The sequence below is a fragment of the Catellatospora chokoriensis genome, from assembly GCF_011297315.1.
Classification (GTDB): Bacteria; Actinomycetota; Actinomycetes; order Mycobacteriales; family Micromonosporaceae; genus Catellatospora; species Catellatospora citrea.
Genome location: NZ_JAAOTI010000004.1, coordinates 161,160 through 184,571, shown reverse-complemented (window position 1 = coordinate 184,571; position 23,412 = coordinate 161,160). Strand labels below are relative to the sequence as shown.

The 23,412-nt window shown below is 70.3% G+C and carries 14 protein-coding genes and 1 pseudogene; 5 read left to right on the top strand and 10 right to left on the bottom strand.

Annotated elements, in window-relative coordinates:
* Positions 1–7 precede the first annotated feature (7 nt).
* From HAV39_RS08000 to HAV39_RS07990, 3 genes and pseudogenes are all read left to right on the top strand, one after another.
* Complete coding sequence (locus tag HAV39_RS08000) at positions 8–1,054, top strand: ParB/RepB/Spo0J family partition protein (RefSeq protein WP_191838533.1); 1,047 nt, start codon at positions 8–10, stop codon at positions 1,052–1,054.
* Positions 1,055–1,706: 652 nt separating this feature from the next.
* Positions 1,707–1,952 (top strand): hypothetical protein, encoded by a 246-nt coding sequence (locus HAV39_RS07995; protein WP_191838532.1) that lies wholly within the window; start codon positions 1,707–1,709, stop codon positions 1,950–1,952.
* Between the two features lie 6,647 nt (positions 1,953–8,599).
* A pseudogene (locus tag HAV39_RS07990) lies at positions 8,600–9,193 on the top strand (hypothetical protein); the annotation flags it as partial.
* Between the two features lie 173 nt (positions 9,194–9,366).
* Here HAV39_RS07990 and HAV39_RS07985 read toward each other — a convergent pair.
* The gene (locus tag HAV39_RS07985) at positions 9,367–10,344 is read right to left on the bottom strand and encodes a D-alanine--D-alanine ligase family protein (protein WP_191838531.1); all 978 of its coding nucleotides are present in this window, start codon (positions 10,342–10,344) and stop codon (positions 9,367–9,369) included.
* A 7-nt stretch (positions 10,345–10,351) separates the two neighbouring features.
* On the bottom strand, positions 10,352–11,710 hold the full coding sequence (locus tag HAV39_RS07980) for an aminotransferase-like domain-containing protein (protein ID WP_191838530.1): 1,359 nt from the start codon (positions 11,708–11,710) through the stop codon (positions 10,352–10,354).
* A gap of 168 nt (positions 11,711–11,878) precedes the next feature.
* Here HAV39_RS07980 and HAV39_RS07975 point away from each other — a divergent pair, with 168 nt between their 5' ends.
* The gene (locus tag HAV39_RS07975; RefSeq protein ID WP_120317623.1) at positions 11,879–12,547 is read left to right on the top strand and encodes a GNAT family N-acetyltransferase; all 669 of its coding nucleotides are present in this window, start codon (positions 11,879–11,881) and stop codon (positions 12,545–12,547) included.
* A 7-nt stretch (positions 12,548–12,554) separates the two neighbouring features.
* Here HAV39_RS07975 and HAV39_RS07970 read toward each other — a convergent pair whose 3' ends face one another.
* From HAV39_RS07970 to HAV39_RS07940, 7 genes are all read right to left on the bottom strand, one after another.
* Entirely contained in the window at positions 12,555–13,838 is a 1,284-nt protein-coding gene (locus tag HAV39_RS07970; protein ID WP_191838529.1) for a DUF2786 domain-containing protein, read from the bottom strand.
* A 2-nt stretch (positions 13,839–13,840) separates the two neighbouring features.
* Complete coding sequence (locus HAV39_RS07965) at positions 13,841–14,995, bottom strand: N-acetylmuramoyl-L-alanine amidase (RefSeq protein WP_120317625.1); 1,155 nt, start codon at positions 14,993–14,995, stop codon at positions 13,841–13,843.
* Positions 14,996–15,195: 200 nt separating this feature from the next.
* Positions 15,196–15,519 carry a thioredoxin gene (trxA, locus tag HAV39_RS07960; RefSeq protein WP_120317626.1) on the bottom strand — a complete coding sequence of 108 codons (324 nt, stop codon included), beginning with the start codon at positions 15,517–15,519 and terminating at the stop codon, positions 15,196–15,198.
* Between the two features lie 124 nt (positions 15,520–15,643).
* Positions 15,644–16,567 carry a thioredoxin-disulfide reductase gene (trxB, locus tag HAV39_RS07955; protein WP_120317627.1) on the bottom strand — a complete coding sequence of 308 codons (924 nt, stop codon included), beginning with the start codon at positions 16,565–16,567 and terminating at the stop codon, positions 15,644–15,646.
* A 118-nt stretch (positions 16,568–16,685) separates the two neighbouring features.
* Positions 16,686–17,534, bottom strand: a complete 849-nt coding sequence (locus HAV39_RS07950) for a hypothetical protein (protein WP_191838528.1) — start codon at positions 17,532–17,534, stop codon at positions 16,686–16,688.
* Positions 17,534–18,172: an RNA polymerase sigma factor SigM gene (sigM, locus tag HAV39_RS07945; RefSeq protein WP_191838527.1), complete on the bottom strand. Its 639-nt coding sequence runs from the start codon at positions 18,170–18,172 to the stop codon at positions 17,534–17,536. The genes HAV39_RS07950 and sigM overlap by 1 nt, the downstream gene beginning before the upstream one ends.
* Positions 18,169–19,704, bottom strand: coding sequence for a protein kinase family protein (locus HAV39_RS07940; RefSeq protein ID WP_191838526.1), 1,536 nt, complete (start codon positions 19,702–19,704; stop codon positions 18,169–18,171). Before HAV39_RS07940 ends, sigM begins: the two co-directional genes overlap by 4 nt.
* Positions 19,705–19,978: 274 nt before the next feature.
* Here HAV39_RS07940 and HAV39_RS07935 point away from each other — a divergent pair, with 274 nt between their 5' ends.
* The gene (locus tag HAV39_RS07935) at positions 19,979–21,502 is read left to right on the top strand and encodes a helicase HerA-like domain-containing protein (protein WP_191838525.1); all 1,524 of its coding nucleotides are present in this window, start codon (positions 19,979–19,981) and stop codon (positions 21,500–21,502) included.
* Between the two features lie 164 nt (positions 21,503–21,666).
* On the opposite strand, the gene murJ is transcribed toward HAV39_RS07935, so the two are convergent.
* Positions 21,667–23,403, bottom strand: coding sequence for a murein biosynthesis integral membrane protein MurJ (gene murJ / locus HAV39_RS07930; RefSeq protein ID WP_191838524.1), 1,737 nt, complete (start codon positions 23,401–23,403; stop codon positions 21,667–21,669).
* Positions 23,404–23,412 lie beyond the last annotated feature (9 nt).

Genomic DNA, 23,412 nt, shown 5'->3' with positions numbered 1-23,412 from the left:
CGCCGGTATGACCCCGCCCCCCGTTCGTAAGGGAGGCCTCGGCCGTGGTCTCGGCGCACTGATCCCGTCGGCCCCGGTCGCGCCCGCGGCCCCGGTAACGGCCCCAGTGCCTGCGCAGGCCGCTCCGGTCGAGGTCATGCCAGTCTCTGCTCCCCCGGCCACCACGGCCGCCGTGGAGGCCCCGCAGGTGCCTCAGGCCGTGGAGATGCCTCCCCCGGCGCAGGTCTCGGACCTGGCACCCGTGCCCGGTGCGCGGTTCGCGGAGATCCCGGTCGGCTCGATCGTGCCCAACGCGAAGCAACCGCGGCAGATCTTCGACGACGAGATGCTCGACGAACTGAAGATCTCGATCCAGGAGGTCGGCTTCCTGCAGCCGATCGTCGTCCGCGAGCTCGGCCAGGACAAGTACGAACTGGTCATGGGCGAGCGGCGCTGGCGTGCCGCCCAGGCCGTCGGCAAGGAGATGATCCCGGCGATCGTGCGGGACACCCGCGACGACGCCATGCTGCGCGACGCTCTGCTGGAGAACATCCACCGGGCACAGCTGAACCCGCTGGAAGAGGCTGCGGCATACCAGCAGCTGCTGGAGGAGTTCGGCGCCACGCACGACGAGCTGGCCAAGAAGATCGGCCGCAGCCGGCCGCAGATCTCCAACACCATCCGCCTGCTGAACCTGCCCCCGCAGGTGCAGAAGCGGGTCGCTGCCGGAGTGCTCTCCGCGGGCCACGCCCGGGCCCTGCTCAGCCTCGACCAGGCCGACGCCCAGGACAAGCTGGCGACCCGCATCGTCGCCGAGGGCCTTTCGGTGCGGGCGACCGAGGAGTTGGTGACGCTCGCCAACGCCGAGGGTGAGGCGAAGCAGCCCGCTGCCAAGCGGCGCGCCAAGCCGCATGCTCCGGCGCTGGTCGATCTGGCCGATCGGCTGTCGGACCGGTTTGACACCAAGGTGAAGGTCGACATCGGCCGGAGCAAGGGAAAGATCACGATAGAGTTCGCGACGGTAGACGACCTGGAGCGGATTGTCGGGATCATCGGCGTGGAACAGCAAGAATAGACTAGGTTGATGATGCGGGCCGTCCTTGATGGGGCGGCCCGCTTTTCTGTCTCTGGGTCTTCGTCGACCTGCCACGAGTCCTGATGATGTCCCCGGTCCCCTGCCCCGCTTCGCGGCAGAGCCGGTCGGTATAGGTAGAGCCGACGGCTCCCGGACGAGGGTGCCGTCGACCGCAACACCGTTCCCGGTCCTCAGGGTCGGATCGTGGTCGGATCGAGGTGGTGGGTCGAAGGAACCGACGGTCGTGCCGGCGGATCGTCCAGCCCGTGGGGCTGGACCGCGCGTCGATCGGTGATCGCTCGTGGGAGCCAGTTCCGACTCCAGCACCGGAACCGTCCGGCTTCCTGACGGAAGTTGAGGCCCATCGGGTTCGGCCGTGGCCGTCGGCTGACGGCCGAAGCCAGCAGGTTCACGCGTCCGCGTCCCCCTTCCTTGCCGGGTGGGGGTGTTGAAGCGGTCCCGGTTATGGGGCTGGTCGCCTGCTGGACTCGAAACCTGTCCGGGTCGGGCGGGTGGATGGCGGCCAGCGGCACCAGGCCGCGCACGACGACGGGGTCTAGTTGGAGGAATCGGCCGCTCGATCATCACCGCCACTCGGCTGGGGCATGATCGCCGACCTTCCGCTGCTCGGTCTCGGCAGGCTCGCGGTGCCTTGCTGGCGATCGCCTCCGTCGTCTGGGCCCGGCGACCCTGGTTGGGTGCCAATGCGGCCGGTGCGGTCGCGACCGCCGCGGGACCTACGGGTGCCGCCTGGTGGATCGGCGCTCAGCAACCCGACGCGCCCACGACCGGCAGCGCCACCGTGGGGCTGAACGGCACGACGGCGATCAACCGGCCCGCCGGGGCCATGCTGTCGCTCCGCCAGCCCGGGCTGATGCCCACGAGGCCGGGCCAGTGACCTGTTGCGAGGCGTACGTCCGAGAACTCTGAAGTCCGGGATGCTGTTCCGCGACCCGATCCGGCACTCCGATTCCGGTGCCCGCGATCCGGCGTGGTTCGGTTCTGGCGTGGCTCCGTCCGCGGCGTTGCTCCGATCCGGCCCGATCGAACGCGCCTCGGACCTCGACGTGGCTCGACTGCGTAGGGCGTCGGCTTCGGGGTCGGTCCTGTGCGCGGGTCAGGCCCAAACGCCGTGGCGCACAGTCTTTGGCAGACGATCCTGTCCCGATCATCCTCCGCTCGCTCGTCGAGAATCGCCTTCCTCTCCCGCCTGACGCAACGGCCACTTAGTCCCGTTGTGACACGGTGTTGGGCGGGGACTGTTGCTGTTCTCGTTGGTGCGCGCTGAGCGCAGCCAGGTCCTCGCGTGACGGGCGGTCCCGCAGTCGCGCCGGACATGGGTGAGGACGTCGCCGGCTGAACCGGGGAGGCCCGCCGCGAGGCCTATGCCGCCGCCGGACGAGGACGCGCTCCGGTCCCATACGGCTCGCTCCAGGAGCCCTCCTCGGATGAACGCACATGTTGGACCCGGGTGCCCGCTGACCGTCAGGTGCGCTGGAAGGTCAACCGCATCCGTGGTCCACGAGTTGCCTCGGCGTTGGACGGATCTCCAGTGAGAGCGTGGACTGGTCTTCCGGGTGGGCAGGCGGCTGCCGGGGAGCAACCAGGCGGCGGCGTCCGTGTGGCGCGTGGTGCATCCCCTATCGGCGATGCGGCTGGCCATATCTCCACAACTAATGGCCGGCGTCATGTCCTGCTCGACGGTGGAACACCGGCTTATGCCGGTGTCGGTGCCCGTTCCCGTTCCCGTTCCCGCGCCGGTGCCGTGGCAGTGTCGGTGCCGTGGCGGTGACGTTGCGATGTTTCACGTGAAACCGAGAGATCGTCTCAGCGCGGAGGTCGAGGCGACTTTGCGCGGGGACCAGTTGATGCTGTGGCGCATCCGCGCAGTCAGCTCAGCGCCAGACTTGGTGCGCCTGCGGACCTCGACTTGTGACTGACGTTGAGGCCTGGCGGGGACTGTGTGTGTTTCAACTGGCGGTCGAGCGTGGCTGTTTCGAAGGCGATGGCGACGCTCGGCCCTTCGGGCTCGGGCAGACGTCGTTGGTGGGGTCGAGCTTGCCGGGCGACGCCCTACCGTCGAAGCCTTCGACGCGTCCCCGCGTCCCCGCGTCCCCGCGTCCCCGCGTCCCCGCGTCCCCGCGCCGGCCGCTGGCGTGGGCTGGGACCGAGCGCCCGGACTCTTCCGCCAGACGAGCGGGAGTCCAGGCGACCGTGGCTGCACGTGCGCCAACTGTGCGGACGCTGTTCCGGGTCCGTGTTCGTCCCACTGAAAGATCCGACCGGACTCGGCCGCGAGTGCCGGCGCCCCGGAGTACCAGGTGGTGTGTGACGGTGGAGGCACGAGCCGCCTTCGACAACGTGCGCCGCAGGGGCGGACGAGTACTGCCGACGCAGTCTGCCGATCCGGGGCGTTGACCGGCGAGTGCGGCGGCCCACGGTGGTCGGTGGTCGCACCAGCATTGCGGTCTTCAGCGTGGAGCGCCGCATGCCGGGCGTGGACGGGGAGGACGTTTGGTGGGCGCTCGGGGAATGCCGCACCGTGTGCACCCGTGGGTTCTGGTGGTGATCTCGTGGTTTCACGTGAAACCTCAACCTCGGGCAGACTCGCGCGACGGTGCCTTTGTCGAGTGCTGCCGAAGCGGCGAGGTCGTTCGGTATCGGGGTGCCGTGCCGCCCCACCACGAGCTGCCATCCCTCGCGGGCTGCCGGCGGTCTGCGATCACGATGGTCTCCGCCGGTGGTCCCGAGCCGGCCGGCCGCGATGCTCGAATATGCCTGCAGTCGTGAGCAAGAGCGGTCCGGCGTCGGATCGCGACGGGTGTCGGGGTGACAGGAGACAACGCCGCCGTCCTGGCGCGAGGTCGGCTCTGTTGAGTGCCATCGAGTGGACACCTCGTCGGCCGAGTGCACGCCGCCACGTGTCCGTCCAGCCATGGCACGCCCGGGTCTGTCAGCGCACCACCTCACTGGCAAGGGGTTGGCCGCGCGCGGGGTTCGCCAACCTGACGCGAGTGGGTACCGCGGCACCTCGGCGAGACGTGGGCCGTGAGCGCCCACGGCCCACGGCGAGGTTCGTACATCTGGAGAACGGGCGCTGGGTTCGGCATCCCGTGGTGGTGCGCGATGACGCTTTGGGGCGAGTCCTGCGTCGTCTCGTCCGTGACCCGGGTCGGGCGAAAGTGCGTGGGTCCCGAAGCCGAGGCGGATGACGTTCGGCGTAGCGGTCACGGGGAGGCGGGCCGTTCAAAAGCCGGTGACTTTGTGCGGGGCGTTCCCGTGGCACAGTAGGCGCGCTCGGGCTCCAGCCTTCTGCCTGACGTCCGGTTGGCATTGGCCGGCGATCGCGCATCGCACCTCCTGGGGCGTTCGATCCTGCTGGCCTGCCATCGCGGTGGGCCGACCGATGTTGGTGACCGAGGGCGCGGCTCACGGGGTGAGCCGCAACTGATGCGGTCGACGGGGATGGCCGCCCAGCCATTGCAGGTTGGTCAGGGACAGCGGGTGTCTGTGTCCGTGGCCCGGTTGAAGTGGCTTCGCCGGCCCTGGTGGTCGAACAACCTATGGGCCGGCCGACCAACTTCAGACGCTGTGGGAGCGCCAGGGCTCAGGGGACGCCAAGGGACGGGATTTTCGGAACAGCCGCCCCGGCCATTCGTCGCTCGGTGTACGAGTTATGGGCTCCACTCGGCTCGCGAACTCGGGCAGCCAACGCGAGGCATCGGCGACGACAGCGCCATGGCGCGGCGCGCGGCGGCGTACGGCGGTTGCCGTTACGAGTGCCGGACGATGCCGGCCAACCGTGACCGGTTCTGCAAGGAGGCAGTTGGCCGAACTCACTCCCCCACCGTGCCCGGCGGCCGGGGATTGACGGTGCCGAGGGCGGAAGCCGTGCGCTTCTGGCGGCTCGTGCCCACTCACCCCGGAAGTGCGCGGTGGACGAAGGGTGTGTTGGCTTCACCGAAGCGAACGAGGACGGCCAACAGCGAGACCCGCGGCACTCCGATCGGGCGTGCTATCCACGACCGCGCCCTGGTGGCCACACCCAGAGACTGCGTGGGCAGGCGAGCCTATCGTCTTCGGCGACCCAGCTGCCGGCGCGCTGACAGCGTGCCACCCGGCGACACAGATGGTTGAGAAGTTGAGGGAACGTCGGCGCGGTACTCCAGGGAGACTGATGCCGCGATCGTGCCGACCCGAGTGTCCCCCCAACGGTGTCTGTTCCGTCCCTCAAGCGAGTCGAACTCCTCCTTCGGGCACGGTATCCGCGAACCAGGAGCAGTGGAATACGCGCCCGCTACGACGAGGTCTGAGCGGCCGGCTTGGGTGCTCGGATCATGCCGTGGGCCGTGCGCGGGTCCAGCCGACAGATTCGGACGCGCGGCGGTTGGTGCTGGGGGCGGCAAGTAGACGAGTGCCTCCTGCGGGACCGATGGACTTCGGGGGGCGGGACGCCCCGGCTCGGATCGGGCCGGCTCCGCAGGAGCGACGGGTCGAGCAATCCGTGGCGCGGCGTCGGCGTGTGCGCCGTTTCACGTGAAACACGATGATCGCGTTTGTGGCCCTGAACGTTCTGGGTAACCGGCATCGTCGGTTCGCGGAGGGCTGTCTCGGACCTCATCCGCCTCCAGCTGGAAACGAACGCGGAAGGCGTTGAGGCGAAGGGCTCTGAGCGGGTGAGCCAGTGAGGCGTGGGGACCGCGCAGGGCGCCATGTGTCGGAACAGTCGCTGCAACCCGCGAGTTGCCGGCGAGCGTGGGAGTGACGCGGGAACCGCCGGGATGTCCTAGGTGTGCACAGCATCGCGAGCACGCTTGGCGGCGGGTGCGACCACGCGGTGGACTGTCGGTTGCACTCCATCATGAGGTCGCCGGCCTCTGGGTCATCGTCGGCACGAGCACCCGTCCTCCGGGCCGCGAACTGTCGTCGACCGGGGAGCCAAGACGCTGGCGCTGGAGCAAAGTTGAAACGGCCGGGCGGACGTCGGTGGGTGCCGGTGACTCTGAGAGCGAGCGGTTTGGCGGCGATGGGTGCGGCATCGTCAGCCTGCGTCGGTGGAGAAACGTCCGGCCCGGGCGTCGTGCGTATGGGAAGGCCGAACAGCGTGCCGCGGAACTACAGCGGATCGGGGACACAGGCACGGGGGCTTCGCTTGATGGACAAGTCTGTTGTTGCGCACCGGCCTGTGATGGGTCACGCGAACACGCCTGCACCGAGGCGTAGGAGCAGGGTGCCGCGCACGCCGACGGTCCAACCTTTCGGCGGCTCTCGGCTGCAGGTTGCTCGCGCCTTCAGGCTCGCGCCTTCAGGTCCAGTCTCGGCCACGCGGTCTGCGCCGATGAGGGCAGACGAGCATTGGAGGCGTAGGGAAGCGGCACAGGATCGCAGTCGACGGTCTGCTTAGGCACCTGCACGACGGCAGGTTCTGATGCCCGCCCGCGTGGCAAGCCGAGCTGGCGCGTGCTGCACGCGTCGTGGTCGGTGCACTTCCCGATGAGCGCGATTAGCGGGTGTCGTCAGATTCCGAGCGATGCGGCGGCGGGTGAGCCTTCCGTGTGTAGGACCGCCCTACGTTATGCCTCAGGCGGGTTCGACTGGGTCGACTTTGGCTGTTCAAGTTCAGAGCCTTCGGATGCGCCTAGTTGGTCGGGGGTTTCCCACCTCGGTGCGGAGGGACCGTTGCGGGCTCGGCGAGACCTTCAGGCGCCGACGGTTCATGATGCGAGGTTGCCTCTGACTGGGTCGAGTCTCAGTGGTGTCTCACGGCAGAGCGGCCTCACCAACCAGAGCATCAGATCGTGGTTTCACGTGAAACAACCAAGACCGATTGTGTGCCACGAGACAGTGGCCGCCAGGTCTCCGGGCGACGGCGACTTTCTGTCCCCCCGGTGTCGGCGCGCGAGTACGACTTACGCCACGAACGGACCAATAGTGTCGGCTGCCATCCTCACTCGTTGAGTCACGCCCGACGCCCGACGCCCGACGCCCGACGCCCGACGCCCGACGCCCGACGCCCGACGCCCGACGCCCGACGCCCGACGCCCGACGCCCGACGCCCGACGCACAGGGTTGATCGGTAGACCGCCTCTGGTGTTGTGCGTCTTCGCACTCGTCGACTCTCGACAACACCCGGCCCAAATGCGGCCTCGGATGACAGGGCCACGGACTGCGTCAGTTCAGGCGGAGGTCAAGCGGTCAGTGCGGTGGCGAGACTGCCGGGCGCCGAGTCGTGGTGCTGGCGGGCTTCCCCGGTTTGCGGCAGATCGGCCGTCTACGCGGACCACACGAAGTACCAGCGGACCGGTGCCACACGTCAGGCTGAACCGCCCACCGCCCACCGCCCACCGCCCACTGCCTTCCGCCCAACGCCTCACGCCCACCGCGCCCATGTCGATGCCATCGTGGAACATGCAGGCGGATGTTGCTGCCCTGAGGACAAGCGGTGCGTTTGCGGGCCAGCACCATGCGAGCGCGCTGACCAGGCCGGGGCTGTGTGTGCCTCAGTTGCCGCCACGACCAGACCGGTGCCGCATGGCGTCACCGCCAGGGAGCCGATCAGTTGCACTCCGGCTCCGGCTCCGGCTCCGGCTCCGGCTCCGGCTCCGGCTCCGGCTCCGGCTCCGGCTCCGGCTCCGGCTCCGGCTCCGGCTCCGGCTCCGGCTCCGGCTCCGGCTCCGGCTGTCCGGCCTTTGGCTGTCCGGCCTTTGGCTGTCCGGCCTTTGGCAGAGTCGGGCAGCCGTTGAAGCGGCCCACCGTGGCTCGACCGCCATGGGGATCCCGGCGCAGGCGGGCCGGTGTCGGTGATCGGGCGAGTTCGCCTCTTCCCCACGCCGACTTTGTTTATCGGGTGCGGTTGCCGCGTCGGACGGGACTGTGCCGCCGGTGCCGTGCTCCAGTGCGGCGCGGGCAGGGCCGTCGTCGAAGGTCGACAGGTCCGGACACTCTCGACGTCCTCAGCGCATCCGACCGTCCCGAGGGTCGGCCACAATCACGGCCACGATCCCTGGTGGGCCTGGTCTCCACCCAGGGCGCCGTACCCAGTTGATAGATGCCGGATGGGGCAATCGGCACGGGGCAGGCCCGGTTTCGAGGCACCTGGACTGTGACGAGCAGGTGACGAGCCGGCCACGGGCGGCCGTACACAGGTCCAGGAAGTTATCCACAACCCGCATGCCCAAGGTCAACGATCTCCACCGGCCCGCCCAAGTGCGAGGAAGGTCACGTATCCGCTGTCCACAGCCCTGGACCGTCCGATTTCCACAGCCGGAAGCAAGTTATCCACAGGCCTGGTTTCACGTGAAACCATCGTCACGGGCGAGCCGAATCCATGTACTGCCAACGGGATCAGCACGTGAACAGATGTGACGCCGGCCTGCGTGACGCCGGAGTAACGGGGGTCACCATGCCACATTCCACAGGCACACCCCCGCCTATCCACAGAGTTATCCACAGGCACCCTGTGGGCTGTGGTTTCACGTGAAACCGGCCCGGGTGAATCCACAGCCGGGGGGAGACAGGACCGCCTGGCTGGGCTAGATTCTGCAGGTGGCCGATACCCCCATGCCCCTTCCCGGCTTCACTGCTTGGCCCTCGTTCCCGTTCGAGGGCGACTTGAAGATCAAGCATCTTGACCCGCCGGTGGACGCCGAACCTGCCCGCAAGGGCGAGGACTCGGCTGACTGCACGGCTTGCACCGCACCCGACGACGCCTACATCTGGGTGAACGAGCGCTGGCGCGTGCGCACCATGGACCGGCCCACGGGCCTGCCGATGGTGCTCATGCTGGAGCCTCGGTCCCACCTCGATCTGGGTGACCTGCCGAACCTCCTCGCCGCCGAACTCGGCGTGATGACGGTGCGGCTCGAACGGGCCATCCGTTCGCTGGACAACGTGGCACGGGTCCACGTCTACCGGTGGGGCGACGGGGCCGCGCACCTCCATGTGTGGTTCATGGCTCGCCCGGTCGGGCAGTTGCAACTGCGTGGCACGTTCCTCCCGCTGTGGGACGACATCCTGCCGCCGATCGCCGAGGACCAGTGGCGAGAGAGCCTTGCCCACGTCGCGGCGTGGCTCGCGGAGTTCGGCGGCACGCCGTTGGCGCAGCCGCCACGGATCGACTGGCAGGCGCCGGCGAAGTTGACCGACTCCTGACGCTCTCGACGGCGACATGCCTCAGCGAGCGGCACCGCCCGAGGTTCGTCACGGCCGGTGCGTCGGGCCCGACGAGGATTGGCACCAGAAGACAGCGACATAAAGCAGAGCGCCCGGGTTCCCATGAACCCGGGCGCTTCACTGTCGAGGGGTGGTGCCGATCAGCCGCGCTCGGCCGCCTGCATGACCAAGCGGGCGATCACGTCGCCCAGGTCGAGCCCGCCGGCCTGCACCGCCATAGGGAGGAGGGACGTCTCGGTCATACCCGGGGCGACGTTGACCTCGAGGACCGTGCACTCTCCCGAGGGCGCCACGATCAGGTCGACCCGGGACACGTCGCGCAGGCCCAGCGCCTGGTGCGCGGCCAGCGCCGTCTTGACCACCTCGGCGCTCGTCTCCGCCGACAACCGGGCGGGCGTGTGCCAGGTGGTCAGGCCGGCGGTGTACCGGGCCGCGTAGTCGTACACCCCGTTGCTGGGCACGATCTCGACTGGCGGCAGCGCGAACGGACCTTCGCCGAGGTCGAGCACGGAGACCGCTACATCGACTCCCTCGACGTAGCGTTCCACCAGGGCGGTCTGGTCGTACGCGAAGCAACCGACCATCGCGGCCGGCAGCGCGGAGGCGTCGCGGACCACCGCGGCGCCCAGCCCTGAGCCGCCCTGGGCGGGCTTGACCATCAACGGCAGGCCGAGCCGGTCGACGATGCGCTCCAGCACAGCGACGGCGCCGAGTTCGGAGAACCGGTCGTGCGGCAGGGCGACCCATTCGGGGGTGGGGATGCCGTACTCGACGAACACGGCCTTCGCGGACGGCTTGTCCCAGGCGAGCCGGGCCGAGCGTGCGTCGGGGCCGACGTAGGGCACGCCGCACAGGTCCAGCACGCCGCGCAGCGAGCCGTCCTCGCCGGTGGAGCCGTGCAGGGCGATGAACACCGCGTCCGGCGGGTCGGACTTCAGCGCGGGCAGCAGCGCCACGTCGGCGTCGAGCATCTCCGCCTCGACGCCGACGGCGCGCAGGGCGTCCAGCACCCGGCGGCCCGACCGGAGCGAGACGTCACGTTCGTAGGACAGGCCGCCCGCCAGCACCAGGCAGCGGAGATCGGCTCGGACGACAGGCGCGGTGGACGGTGCGGTCACCCTCGAATCATGCCAAGTCGGGACCGGGCGCGTGCGCGCCGGGCCTCGGCAGGTCGGTGACCGCGTCCAGCGGCCCCGTGTCGCCGAAGACCGCGCGCGTGGCCAGTTCCTGCTCGACCACGCCGGCCAGCCGTCGCACGCCCTCCCGGATGCGCTCCGGCGGCGGGAACGAGAAGTTCAGCCGCAGGTGCTGTTGCCCGGTGCCGTCGGCGTAGAAGCCGGTGCCGGGCACGTAGGCGACGCGGGCGGCGATGGCGCGGGGCACCATGGCCTTCGAGTTGAGGCCGGCGGGCAGGGTCGCCCAGACGAACAGGCCACCCGTGGGGTGGGTCCAGGTGGTGCCCTCGGGCATCAGGTCGGACAGCGCGGTCAGCAGCGCGTCGCGGCGCTCCGCGTAGATCTGCTGGTACGTCTTGAGCTGCTGACGCCAGGGCATGGTGGCCAGGTAGGTGCTCACCACGGACTGGGCGAAGTTGCTCGGGCACAGGATGTTCGCCTCGGTGGCGATCACCAACTTGTCGCGTACCGCGTGGGGGGCGAGGATCCAGCCCACCCGCAGGCCCGGCGCGAAGGTCTTGGAGAACGTGCTGAGGTAGAAGACCCCGTCGCGGCGGCGGGCGCGCAGCGGTCGCGGCGCCTCGCCCTCGAAGCCGAGCCGGCCGTACGGGTCGTCCTCGATGACCAGCAGCCCCGCCCGCTCGCAGATGTCGAGGACCTGCTCGCGGCGCTCCTCGGACAGCGTCACGCCGGCCGGGTTCTGGTAGGTCGGGATGGTGTAGAGGAACTTGACGCGGCGGCCGAGCCGGCGCTGCTCGGAGATGGCGGTCTCCAACGCGGCCGGGATGAGGCCGTCGTGGTCCATCGGCACGTGCACGACCTGGGCCTGCGCCGCCTGGAAGACGCCGAGCGCGCCGACGTAGGTGGGACCCTCGGCGAGCACGACGTCGCCGGGGTCGAGGAACAGCCGGGCGATCAGGTCCAGTGCCTGCTGGCCGCCGATGGTGACGACGACGTCGTCGGGCGAGGCGCCCACCGAGGCGTCGATGCCGACGTCGGCCATCATCGCGCAGATCTGCTCGCGCAGCTCGGGCATGCCCTGGCCGAGCCCGTACTGCAGGGCGCTGGTGCCCTGCTTGGCGACCAGGTCGCCGATGACCTCGCCGACCGCGTCCAGCGGCAGGGCGGCGATGTACGGCATACCTCCGGCGAGTGACACGACCTCGGGGCGGTTGGCCACGGCGAAGAGAGCTCGAATCTCCGAGGCGGTCATCCCGATCATGCGTTGCGCGTACCGATCGGTGTAGTCGTCGAGCGTGGTGCCCGTCTCCGACACGGTCCCTCCCCGGCCAGACAAACAGTTGGTCATCGAATCGTACGCTGGGTCATGTGGGTCTTGAACCGACATTCGGTCGAATCCATCCAACGGGATAGGGTGCAGCGAGGCCTTAATCGGGCGTAAAGTCAGTTAGTTGGCTCGGTGACGGGCCGAATTCGGCGATCGCGGCTGCGCCGCGGTAAGGGCACGGAGCTGCTCATGTCACGCAGAGTGGTGAATCTGACGCTGGACACCTTGGAAGATCTGCCCAAGGGCTGTCGTAACTGCGTGTTCTGGGAGCTTGATCCGGTTTCCGCAGAGCGTGCCTGCGCCGCGGGCGACCCGGGTCTGGAGAAGGAGGCGTGGGTCTCGCAGACCCTGCTGGAGTGGGGTTCCTGCGGCAAGATCGCCTATGTCGACGGCATGCCCGCCGCGTTCGTGCTCTACGCCCCGCCGATGTACGTCCCGCGCGGCAACGCCTTCCCCACCTCCCCGGTCTCCCCCGACGCGGTGCAGCTGATGACGGCGCACGTGGTCGCCGCGTTCGCGGGCGGCGGGCTCGGCCGGGTGCTGATCCAGTCCGTGGCGCGTGACCTGACCAAGCGCGGCATCCGGGCCATCGAGGCGTTCGGCGACGCGAAGTTCGGCGACCACGCCGAGGAGGACGCGAAGCAGTTCAGCTGTCTCGCCCCGGCAGACTTCTTCCTCGCGGTCGGCTTCAAGACGGTGCGACCGCATCCCCGCTTCCCGCGGTTGCGGATGGAACTGCGCACCGCGCTGTCGTGGAAGTCCGACGTGGAGTACGCACTGGAGAAGCTGCTCGGCTCGATGAGCCCGGAACTGCTGCGCCCGGGTGTGCGGCCGGCGGTGCGCAGCACCACCAACTGAGGCGCGGTCAGCGCTCGGTCGTCGCGGGCAGCGGGTTGCGGATCGCCAGTTCGGCGCGGTCCGCGGCGGCGCGGCCGGAGGCCCAGCCCGCGGCGTTGGCGACCCGCGAGGTCCGGCTGACGCGGTGTGGGAACAGGTCCTCGAACGCGGTGTCGACGGCCTCGGTCCGGGCGGCCAGCACGGGCACCAGGTCGGTGCCCAGGGACGCTGCCGCGTCGACCTCCTCGCGGACCTCGGTGAGCCGTTCCCCGATGCGGTGGGCGTACGCGCTGAGGAACGCCGACCGGAACGAGCGCACGTCTTTGCGTCCGTACCGGTCGGCGCGCTGGTTCGCCGTGGTCATCGCATGGATCGCCTGCACGAGCAGCGAGGTGTAGAGCATCTCGACGGCATCGAGGTCGGGGCCGAAACCGACGATGGTGCTCAGACCGAGGTCCTTGAAGTTGAGCGCGCGGCAGCGGTTGGCCTCGGCCACCACCTGCAGCAGCATCGCCTTCGGCCCCTCGTAGGGGTTGGCGATGACGATGCGGCGGCTCTCGGGCCCGTCGCTGATCCCGGCGGCGGCGTCGACCAGCGCGTGGTCGATGCTGTGTCGGGCCATCAACTGCTGGGCCTTGGCGGTGAACGCCTCGGCTTCCTCCGGGAAGTCAGTGGACTCCGCTTTGGCCAGCAATGCCCTTATTCGGTCCAGCATGCGCTGATCTGCGTGTTCTGTCGCTGCGGTCGCGGCCCGGCGCGGTCGGCCCGGCGCTCCCGGCGCGTGCCCGGCGTGCTCCAGTGGTGGCAGTTCCTGGTAGAGCCAGCGCATCAGCTCGAAGGCACCGCCCAGCACCTTGAGCCGGTCCAGCGAGTGCCTGGCGCCGAACTGGGCCAGCTGGCCGGCGTCGTCGTGCCACCACACGGTCGCTTCGACGGCCGCCAGTTCGGCCGCCCAGCGCCGGTCGACGGTCGCCGGGTCGTGCGCCCGCATCCGGCTCGCCGTCACGTCGGCGAGTAGCTGCGCCATCCAGTTGCCGGCGGACTTCGGGGCTCCCGCGCGCACGGCGAAGCGGCGCAGCGTGTGGTCCAACTCGACGGGCCGCCAGTTGGTGTTCCACGCGTGCTGCACCGCCTGTTCGAGCGCGTGCGACACGGCGGCGTCGACGGCCTGCGGGTCGAGCGTGCTGGCGTACACCTGGTCGCACACGACGCGGTAGCGCCGGTGGTCGCGCTGCAGGAGCGCGGCGGCGATCTCGACCAGCATGCGGTCGGCGTACCGGCGCGCCTGCTCCGCGGTGGGGGTGGTCGGCACGGTCAGCTCGGCAGGGCGAGGCGCAGCGCGCTCACGTCGATGGTGCCGGTCTTCACGTCGATCTCGACCGGGAAGTACATGCGCTGCACGGCGGCGACGATGGCCTCGACCACGCGCTCGCGGAACATCGGGTCGATCAGCTGCGCGCGGTCCTTGGGGGAGGTCAGGTAGCCGACGTCCACCCGCACCGCGGGCATGCGGGTGTAGCGCAGCAGCTCCCAGGTCTTGGCGTGGGTGTGGCAGTTGCGCAGGCCGGTGCGCGCCACGATCTCGCGCTGCACCAGGCCGGCCAGCCGCTCCCCCATCGTCGAGGTGACGCCGTTGGAGGTGCCGTAGTGGTAGGTGGCCACCCCGTCGGCCTGCGGGTTGTGGTGGCCGTCGATGTGCAGCGAGATCAGCAGGTCCGCGGCCAGGTCGTTGGCCAGCTGCGCCCGGTCGAGATCGCTGGGGGCCTCGATCGGCAGCGGGCCGCGGGTCAGGTGCACCCGCATGCCGGCCGCGGCGAGCCGGCCCTCCAGCCGGGTGGCGAGGTCGTATGCCAGGTCGGACTCGGTCCAGCGCAGCGGGCCGTCGGGTACCACCACGCCAGGATCGGAGCCGCCGTGCCCCGGGTCGACGATGATCTGCCGTCCGACCAGGCTCGGCCCGGTCTGCCGGAAGGTGACCTCCTCACGCAGCTTCAGCGGGGAGCCGCCGACCACCTTGCGCCCGAGCCGCCGCAGCATGTGCAGTGTCTGCGGGCCGCAGGTGCCGTCGGGGGTGAGGCCCATCTCGCGCTGGAAGGCCGACAGGCCCCGCGCGGTGCGCGGCCCGTAGACGCCGTCGGTGCGGCCGACGTCGTATCCCATCTCCAGCAGCCGCTCCTGCAGCTGGCGCACGTCGTCGCCGCGCAGCGGGTCGGAGACGCTGAAGTAGAGCGTGCGGGCGCCCAGGGTCCACCGAGCCGCGTCCAGGGCACGCCAGGTCTCGGCGCCCACCTCGCCGTCCACGGACAGCCCACGGTCCTGCTGGAAGGCCCGAACGGCCCGTTCCACGGGCGGGTTGAAGTGGTCCGCCTCGGCCGGGTCGGTCGGGGCTTCCAGCAACCCCAGCGCGACCAGGATCGACCGGATCTCGGTGACGGCCGGGCCGCGCTCACCGCGCTTGATGGCTCGCACAGCGGACCTCCTGGTAAACCTCACAAATGCCACCGGAGCCTATCGCGCCGCGCGGGCCGGTAGGGACCTCGAACCTGTAGTCGTTCCGACGCGCCGTGCCGGTGTGTTCCACCGGACCACGACCATGTTCCACGGTCCGGCCCCGGACAAACCCGTGGGACCCCGAGCCGCAGCTCAGAGCCCCACGGGGTGGCGCAAGATCAGAGCGCCGACTCGATGAGCCGGACGATGTCGCCCTTGGGCTTGGCGCCCGCGACCGACTGCACCGGCCGGCCGCCCTTGAACAGGGTCAGCGTCGGCACGGACATGACGCGGTAGGCCCGCGCGGTCTCCGGGTTGGCGTCGATGTCCAGCTTGACGATGGTGACCTTCTCGCCCATCTCGGTGGCGATCTCCTCGAGCACCGGCGCGACCTTGCGGCACGGCCCGCACCATTCGGCCCAGAAGTCCACCAGCACCGGCTTGTCGGACTGCAGTACGTCACTGACGAACGTCGCGTCGGTGACCGCCTTCGCGGATCCCATTCGGGTCTCTCCTATCTCGGAATCTTTCCGTTTGTGTGCCTGGCCCGGCTGCCGGAACCCCGTCGGCCGGAGACCGCTGGTTCTCGTACCGGTGCGCCAAGCTGTGCTGCCTGTTCTTGGCGCACTAGTGCGCCAAGAAGCGCTCCGCGTCGAGCGCCGCGGTGCAGCCGGTGCCGGCCGCGGTGATGGCCTGGCGGTAGGTGTGGTCGACCAGGTCGCCCGCGGCGAAGACGCCGGGGATGTTGGTACGGGTGCTCGGCGCGTCGACCTTCACGTAACCCTCGTCGTCCAGCTCGACCTGGCCGCGGAACAGCTCGCTGCGCGGGTCGTGGCCGATGGCGACGAACACGCCGGTCGCCGGGAGCTCGCGGGACTCGTTCGTGATCACGTTGTGTACGCGGATGCCGGAGACCTTGCCGTCCGTGCCGAGGATCTCGTCGATCACGGTGTTCCACTCGACCGAGATCTTCTCGTTGGCCAGCGCGCGCTCCGCCATGATCTTGCTGGCGCGGAACTCGTCGCGGCGGTGGATGATCGTGACGTGCTCGGCGAAACGGGTGAGGAACGTCGCCTCCTCCATGGCCGAGTCGCCGCCGCCGGCGACCACGATGCGCTGGCCCTTGAAGAAGAAGCCGTCACAGGTGGCACAGGAGGACACGCCGTGGCCGAGCAGTTCCTGCTCGCCGGGCACGCCCAGCGGGCGCCAGGCCGAACCGGTGGTCAGCACGACGGCGCGGGCACGGTACTCCCGGTCGCCGACCCATACGCTCTTGACCTCGCCGGACAGCTCGACGCGGGTGGCGTTGTCGGTGATGAACTCGGTGCCGAAGCGCTCGGCCTGCTTGCGCATCTGGTCCATCAGCTCAGGACCCATGACCCCGTCCGGGAAGCCGGGGAAGTTCTCCACGTCGGTCGTGGTCATCAGCGCGCCGCCCGACTCGACGCCCTCGATGAGCAGGGGCTTCAAGTTGGCCCGTGCAGCGTAGACGGCGGCGGTGTACCCGGCCGGACCCGAGCCGACAATGATCAGGTTTCGGACGTTCTCCACGAGACGCGCTCCCTTGGGTCGACACGAACTGTTCGCGCCGTACTTGTCGCTGGCTGAAACGCCATCGTACGGAGCGAGCATTCCATTACGGCCCCAGCGGTGGGTCAGCTCACTGTGTCTAGTTGCGGTGGCTGCGGAACAGCTCGTCAGCGCCGTTCAGGCCGCACCCCGGACCGGCCACGAACCACCAGCCGCCGCTGGTCGTGTCGACCGTCACGACGAGGGCGGGACGCCCCTCGAAGCGGGCGAAGTCGGCTCCGGTGACCGTGCCCGGCAGGGCGGTCCGGATCGCGGCCAGGCAGGACGCGAGCGCGTCGGCGGACCCGGACAGGCGGTCGAGGCCGGGCATCGGGGAGGTGTACAGCTGCGTGTCGCCGGTCCTGGCGGCCGAGGCGCTCGGGGCGCTCTTCTGCGTCATGACGTCGGCGTCGCCCAGCTGCTCACGGAGGTAGTCGGTGCCGCTGGCGCTGATCGGCGTGCGGCCGTCCGCGGGAGCCACGGCGGGCGCGTCTTCCGCGCTCATGCCGGTGGCCGCCTCCTGCCTTGTGGTGGCCAGCGGGCCGAGGGGCAGCACGACGCCGGCCAGCGCGAGCACGCCGACCGCGACGGCGACCGGGGCAGCCCAGCGCCGCCAGCCGCGCCGGGCCGGGCGGGCACCGCGGGCGTCCCGGCTCAGGGTCCGCTCCCCCACCCCGGACCGAGCCGGGGCTGCCGGGGACGCGGCGAACTCAGGGGATGCCAGCAGGGTGTCGAAGCGCGCGGCGATGTCGTCGGGCATCGGCTCGGCGGCGGCGGCCAGGGCCGCCAGGTCGGCGTCGACCAGCAGCAGCGCCGAACGCAGGTCGGCGGCGGCGGAGCGCCAGGCGGGATCGTCGGCGACGAGCCGGGCGACCCGGTCGTGCTCGGGGGTGCCGTCCAGCGCACCGCCGACGTAGTCGGCCAGCAAGTCGAGATCAACTGCGCTCATCAGAGCCCCCCTCCCGGTGTGACGTCCTGTGCTCGTGTCCCTCCGACGTCAGGGGAGTCGCTGAGGTTGCGCAGGTGCCCCAACATCACAGCGAGCCGGGAACGGCCCCGTGAGCAGCGGCTCTTGATCGTGCCTTCGGCCACACCCATCAGCTGGGCGACCTCCGCGACCGAGTAGCCCTGCAGGTCCACGAGCACGAGCGCGGCGCGCTGGTCGTACGGCAGCTCGGCCAGTGCGGCCCGGACCACCATGGCCGTGTCGTGGTCGGTGCTGGGCGCCGCGGGTTCGTTGCGGGCTGGGGCGTGCCGGTCCTCGTCGTCCGCGCCGGCCTGGCCGGGCAGCGGGACCGTCAGGTGGGCCTGACGGCGGCGCAGCCGGTCCACGCAGGCGTTCACCACGATGCGGTGCAGCCACGTGGTGACCGCCGCCTCGCCCCGGAACCGGGCCGCGGCACGGTGCGCCGACAGCATCGCCTCCTGCAGCGCGTCGGCGGCGTCCTCGCGGTCGTTGGTGGTGCGCATCGCGACCGCCCACAGGCGGTCGCGATGGCGGCGGAACAGCACCCCGAAGGCGTCGGGCTCGCCGGCGGCGTGTGCGGCCAGCAGCTCCTCGTCCGTGCGGGGGTCCTGCCCGGTCACTGCACCTCTACCACGATCTCCTGCACGCCGACGCGGTAGGGGTATTCCGACTCGGAGGGGTCCCGCGGCAGATCGGTGATCCAGACCACCAGGTACTGGTACGGCGTGGAGGCGTCGGTCGAGAACACCATGGTGGTGCCCGAGTCCTTGCCGAAGGACTGAGACCCGGCGACCGGCTTGAAGGTGTCGACGATGGTCTTGTCGCCGGCCTTCGAGTTCGGCGCGTCCGCGGAGCCGCCAAGCAGCGAGGCCGAGGTGCCGGGCGCGGAGAGCTCGACCGTCACGCTGGACACCAGCTGCGGTTTGTCCAGCGTGATCAGGATGCCGATGCCCTTCTTGCCGTTGTTGCCGAAGTTCGGCTGCGTGTAGCCGGTCGTCTTCCACACCGTCTTCGCGTTGCCGTCGACCATGTTCGGCGCCTGGGTCGCGTTGTCCCGGTCCCCAAACGGAGCGATGATGCGGACCTGGTCCTTGGTCAGGTCGAGCGCCTTGGGCTTCGGTGCGGCGCTGGCGCTGGCCTGGACGGCGTTGCCGGTCGGCTGGCCCGAGGGGGGCTCGGTCGCGTCGGCGTTGAGCGCGCGGACCGCCAGCACCAGGCCGGACACGACCAGCGCGAGCGCGACGCCGCCGGCGACCAGCAGCCGCGGGGTGGCCGCGCGGGGCGCGGGCTCCGCCGGGGCGGTCTCGTCGGCGAAGCGCAGGGTGCCGTTGCCGCCGAACAGCATGCGGTCGCCGGTGTCCAGCCGGGCCAGCTCGCCGGTGAGCACCTGCGCCGTGGGCAGCGCCAGCTTCGCGTCGAGCAGGTCCATGACCAGGTCGTCGAGGTAGGTCGGCACGCCGGCCCGCACGTTGCGGGGCGCGACCAGGGCGCCGGTGCTGTCGCGGCGGCCGTCGGGCAGCGCGGTGACGCGGTCGGCCTCGGCGCGCGGCCAGTGGCCGGTGAGCATGAAGTAGGCCAGCGCGCCGAGGCTGCGCACGTCGGCCTCGTTGCTGGTGGTCGAGTCGACCCGGGCGTCGGCCAGCACGACCCGCCCGTCGGTGGCGACCAGGACCGTGCCGGGGTGCACGTTGCCGTGCGCCATCCCGCTGGCGTGCAGCGCGGACACCGCGTCGGCGACGGCGTGCAGCACCGAGGTGGTGCGCTCGGCGTCGAAGGGGCCCTCCTCGGCGACCAGGTCGCGCAGGGCGGTGCCGTCGATCCACTCGCGGATCACATAGGCCCGCTCGCCCTCGTCGATCGCGTCGTAGACGCCGATCAGGTTGCCGTGCACGACGCGGCTGGCGGTCACCGCGGCGGAGAGCATCTCCTCGGCGGAGGCTCCACCCGGCGTGCGCAGCACGAGAGCGACCGGACGGCGCAGCACGATGTCGACTCCGCGCCAGACCTGGCGACCGGCGCTGTCGTCGTTGATGTGCTCCTCAAGGCGGTAGCGTTCGGCGAGCACGTCGCCCACCGCAAGTCCGCTCAGCGATCCGGCAGCGGACCCGGCCGCTGGACCCTCGCCGACCTGGGTCACCCCGTCCTCCCTCATCAAGCAGTCGCTCTCTATCAGCTCGGCTCGGATTCGATCAGCCTTCTGGCGCGTGTCGAAGCCGTCGCATTGTTGTCCGCTATCTAGAGAGCCTAGGCGCTCCGCTCGGTTGCCGAGTGCGACCTTACAGCTATCCGACGAATCGGCGCACCGGCAAGGGGCCGGTTCCGGGACTCGAACGTATATCAGTCGCCGGTACGGATACTCCGTGCGCGTGACCCAAAATGGCTACGCTTCCTCCATATCGGGCAAAATATGGCAAGGGGACGTACTCATGGTGGACGCGGCGGCGACAACGGCGGGGTACACCTTCGATGGCCCAGCGCTGGACCTCGGCGCACTCGTGGGCGACGGCGGCAAGGCCGACCCCGACTGCCCGATCCGGGTCCCGCTGGCCATGCTCAACCGGCACGGCCTGGTGGCCGGCGCCACCGGCACCGGCAAGACGAAGACCCTGCAGGTGATGGCCGAGCAGCTGTCCGCGGCGGGCGTGCCGGTCTTCCTCGCCGACATCAAGGGCGACGTCAGCGGGATGGCCGCCCCGGCGGTGCCCGGTGAGCGGATCAGCGAGCGCATGGCCGAGCTCGGCCAGTCCTGGACCCCGACCGCGTACCCCTGCGAGTTCCTCACCCTCGGCGGCAAGGGCGTCGGCGTGCCCGTCCGTGCGACCGTCACCGACTTCGGGCCCCTGCTGCTGGCCAAGGTCATGGACCTGACCGAGGTGCAGACGTCCTCGCTCAACCTGGTCTTCCATTTCGCCGATGCCAAAGGCCTGCCGCTGGTCGACGTCAAGGACCTGCGATCGGTGATCCAATACCTGGTGTCCGAGGAGGGCGCGGCCGAGCTGAAAAGCCTGGGCGGGCTGTCCAAGCAGACCGCCGGGGTGCTGCTGCGCGAGCTGATCGCGTTCAGCGACGCCGGGGCGGACGCGTTCTTCGGCGAACCCGAGTTCGCCACCACCGACCTGCTCCGCAACGCCCCCGACGGCCGGGGCATGGTCACCATCCTGGAGCTGCCCGGGGTGGTCGCCCAGCCCGCCCTGTTCTCCTCGTTCCTGATGTGGCTGCTCGCCGACCTGTACCAGGAACTGCCGGAGGTCGGCGACCCGGACAAGCCCAGACTCGTGTTCTTCTTCGATGAGGCGCACCTGCTGTTCCGGGATGCCTCCAAGGCCTTCCTGGAGTCGATCACCCAGACGGTGCGGCTGATCCGATCCAAGGGCGTCGGGGTCTTCTTCGTCACACAGACCCCCAAGGACGTGCACGCCGACGTGCTCGCCCAGCTGGGCAGCCGGGTCCAGCACGCGCTGCGGGCGTACACCCCCGACGACGCGAAGGCGCTGCGGGCGACCGTCTCCACCTTCCCGAAGTCGGATTACGACCTGGAGGAGGTGCTCACCCAGCTCGGCACCGGCGAGGCGATCGTGACCGTGCTGAACGAGAAGGGCGCGCCGACGCCGGTCGCCTGGACCCGGCTGCGGGCGCCCCAGTCGCTGATGGCGGCGGTCGAGCCCGCGGTGATGGCCGCGCTGGTCGCCGGGTCGCCGCTGGGCGCGAAGTACCACCAGCCCGTCGACCGGGAGTCGGCGTACGAGATGCTGGCCGCCCGGCTCGCCCCGCCGCCCGCCCCGGCCGCGCCCGCCCCGGCCCAGCCGCCCGCTCCCCCGCCGGCTCGGGCCGAGCCGAACCTCGCCGAGCAGATCCTCGGCTCCAGGACGACCAAACGCCTGCTGACCACGGCCGCCGCGGCGGCCGGCACGGCCATCATCCGCTCGATCTTCGGCACCCGCCGCCGCTGACCGCGTCCGGCCGGCCCGGTCGCGGAGGCTGCGGTTTCGGGGAAAGTGCGCCCATGGCCGGGCGCAGCGAGGGTGCGGTTCCGGGGAAGACGGGGGCACCGCAGAAGCCGAGGCCGCAGTTTCGGGGAAACTGCGGCCTCGGGGCAGGGCGGGTGCGGGTGGGCTCAGCGGCCGATCTTGCGGCGGACCATGCCGACGACGTCCTGGACTTCGCTGACCTTGAGCGCGAGGGCGGTCGCGCCGTAGACGCCGCAGATCACGATGCCGCCGACGATCAGGGTCACCCAGCTGGTGAACGTGCCGACCGTCGACTGGGTGGCGCCCATGAAGAGCAGCTGGACCGTGCCGTAGCCGGCCGCCGCGGCGACCAGCCCGGCCACCAGGACCTTGGCCAGGGTGAGCGAGATCCGGCGCAGGCCGATCAGGCCGATCCGGCGCTTGAGCAGGGTGGCCGAGAGCAGCGCCGCGAAGACGTACGAGACCGCGTTGCCGACCATCATGCCGACCGCGGTGGTGGCCGCGGCGAACAAGGCCCACCAGCCGAGCTGGATCGACAACCGCATGGTGATCACCGGCAGGTTGAGCAGGGCCGGGGTCTTGGTGTCCTGCATCGAGTAGTAGCTGAAGTTGAACAGCTGGCTGATCGCGAACGGCAGCAGCGCCAGACCGGCCATGGCCAGCACCGGCGCGGTGTGGATCGAGGCGGTCCGGGTGAAGTTGCTGCGTTCGAAGAGCGCGATCGAGATCGGCAGGGCCAGCACGACGTAGGTGACGGCGATCGGTGCGAGCATCACGGTCACCACGCGGATGCCGCGGCTGAGGTCGGCGGCGATGTCGGTGGCCCGGCCGTCGGCGGCCGCCGCGCTCATCCGGGGCAGCAGCGCCGTGATGATCGAGACCGCGACGATGCCGTGCGCCATCATCATCAGCAGGAACACGTTGTTGTAGACCATCGTGCCGGCGCCGTCTTTCTGCGCCCGGTTGAGCAGGTTGGTCAGCACCAGCAGCGCGAGCTGGTTCACGATCACGTAGCAGAACATCCAGCCGCCGACCCTGGCCAGCCGGCGCAGGCCCAGCTCGCGGAAGTCGAAACGGGTGCGCCAGCGGAAGCCGACCCGGCGCAGCGCGGGCAGCAGGCCGCACGCCTGGACCACGATGCCGAGCATGACGCCGCCGCCCAGCAGGAGGATCTGCCCGCGGGACACCGCGGAGGCGTCGTCGATCGACTTGTCGCCGAAGACCACCAGGTACAGCACGCCGGTCCCGATGACCACGATGTTGTTCAGGATCGGGGTCCACATGGGGGCGGCGAACTGCCCGCGGGTGTTGAGCACCGCGCTGCACAGGCCGGTCAGGCCGTAGAAGAAGATCGTCGGCAGCATGAGGTACGACAGCGACGTGATCAGGCTCTGGTAGCTCGCCGGGGAGCCGCCCGCGTACGCCATCGCCAGCAGCGGCGCGCAGGCCACGGCCAGGACGGTGGTGATGCCCAGCACGATCACGGTGAGGGTGAGCAGCCGCTGCGTGTACGCCTGGCCCCGGTCGGGGTCGTGCTTTCGGGCCCGGACCAGCATCGGCACCAGCACGCTGGACAGGATGCCGCCGAGCAGCAGCTCGTAGATCATTCCGGGGAAGATCTGCGCGGTGGTGTAGGCGTTGCCCAGCACGGTGCTGCCGAGCGCGGCCGCCATGACGGCCGTGCGCAGGAAGCCGGTGCCTCGGCTCACCAGTGAGCCGACGGCCATCTTGGCGGAGTTGCCGGCCGCCCCCTTGTGCTCGTCCTCGAAGGTAGGCTCGGCCGCGGCCTCGAGCTCCTCGGCGGGCAGTGCCGTACCCACCACGTGCGGGATCACGATGGTGTGGTCCGACTCGACCGGGGGGAGACGATCGGGGGCTGTCATGGGATGCAC

Coding starts and splice junctions, on each gene's coding strand:
- murJ (WP_191838524.1), bottom strand. CDS start 23,403: ATGACAGCCCCCGATCGTCTCCCCCCGGTCGAGTCGGACCACACCATC.
- HAV39_RS07935 (WP_191838525.1), top strand. CDS start 19,979: ATGGTGGACGCGGCGGCGACAACGGCGGGGTACACCTTCGATGGCCCA.
- trxA (WP_120317626.1), bottom strand. CDS start 15,519: ATGGGATCCGCGAAGGCGGTCACCGACGCGACGTTCGTCAGTGACGTA.
- HAV39_RS07950 (WP_191838528.1), bottom strand. CDS start 17,534: ATGAGCGCAGTTGATCTCGACTTGCTGGCCGACTACGTCGGCGGTGCG.
- HAV39_RS07980 (WP_191838530.1), bottom strand. CDS start 11,710: ATGACCAACTGTTTGTCTGGCCGGGGAGGGACCGTGTCGGAGACGGGC.
- HAV39_RS08000 (WP_191838533.1), top strand. CDS start 8: ATGACCCCGCCCCCCGTTCGTAAGGGAGGCCTCGGCCGTGGTCTCGGC.
- HAV39_RS07940 (WP_191838526.1), bottom strand. CDS start 19,704: ATGAGGGAGGACGGGGTGACCCAGGTCGGCGAGGGTCCAGCGGCCGGG.
- HAV39_RS07975 (WP_120317623.1), top strand. CDS start 11,879: ATGTCACGCAGAGTGGTGAATCTGACGCTGGACACCTTGGAAGATCTG.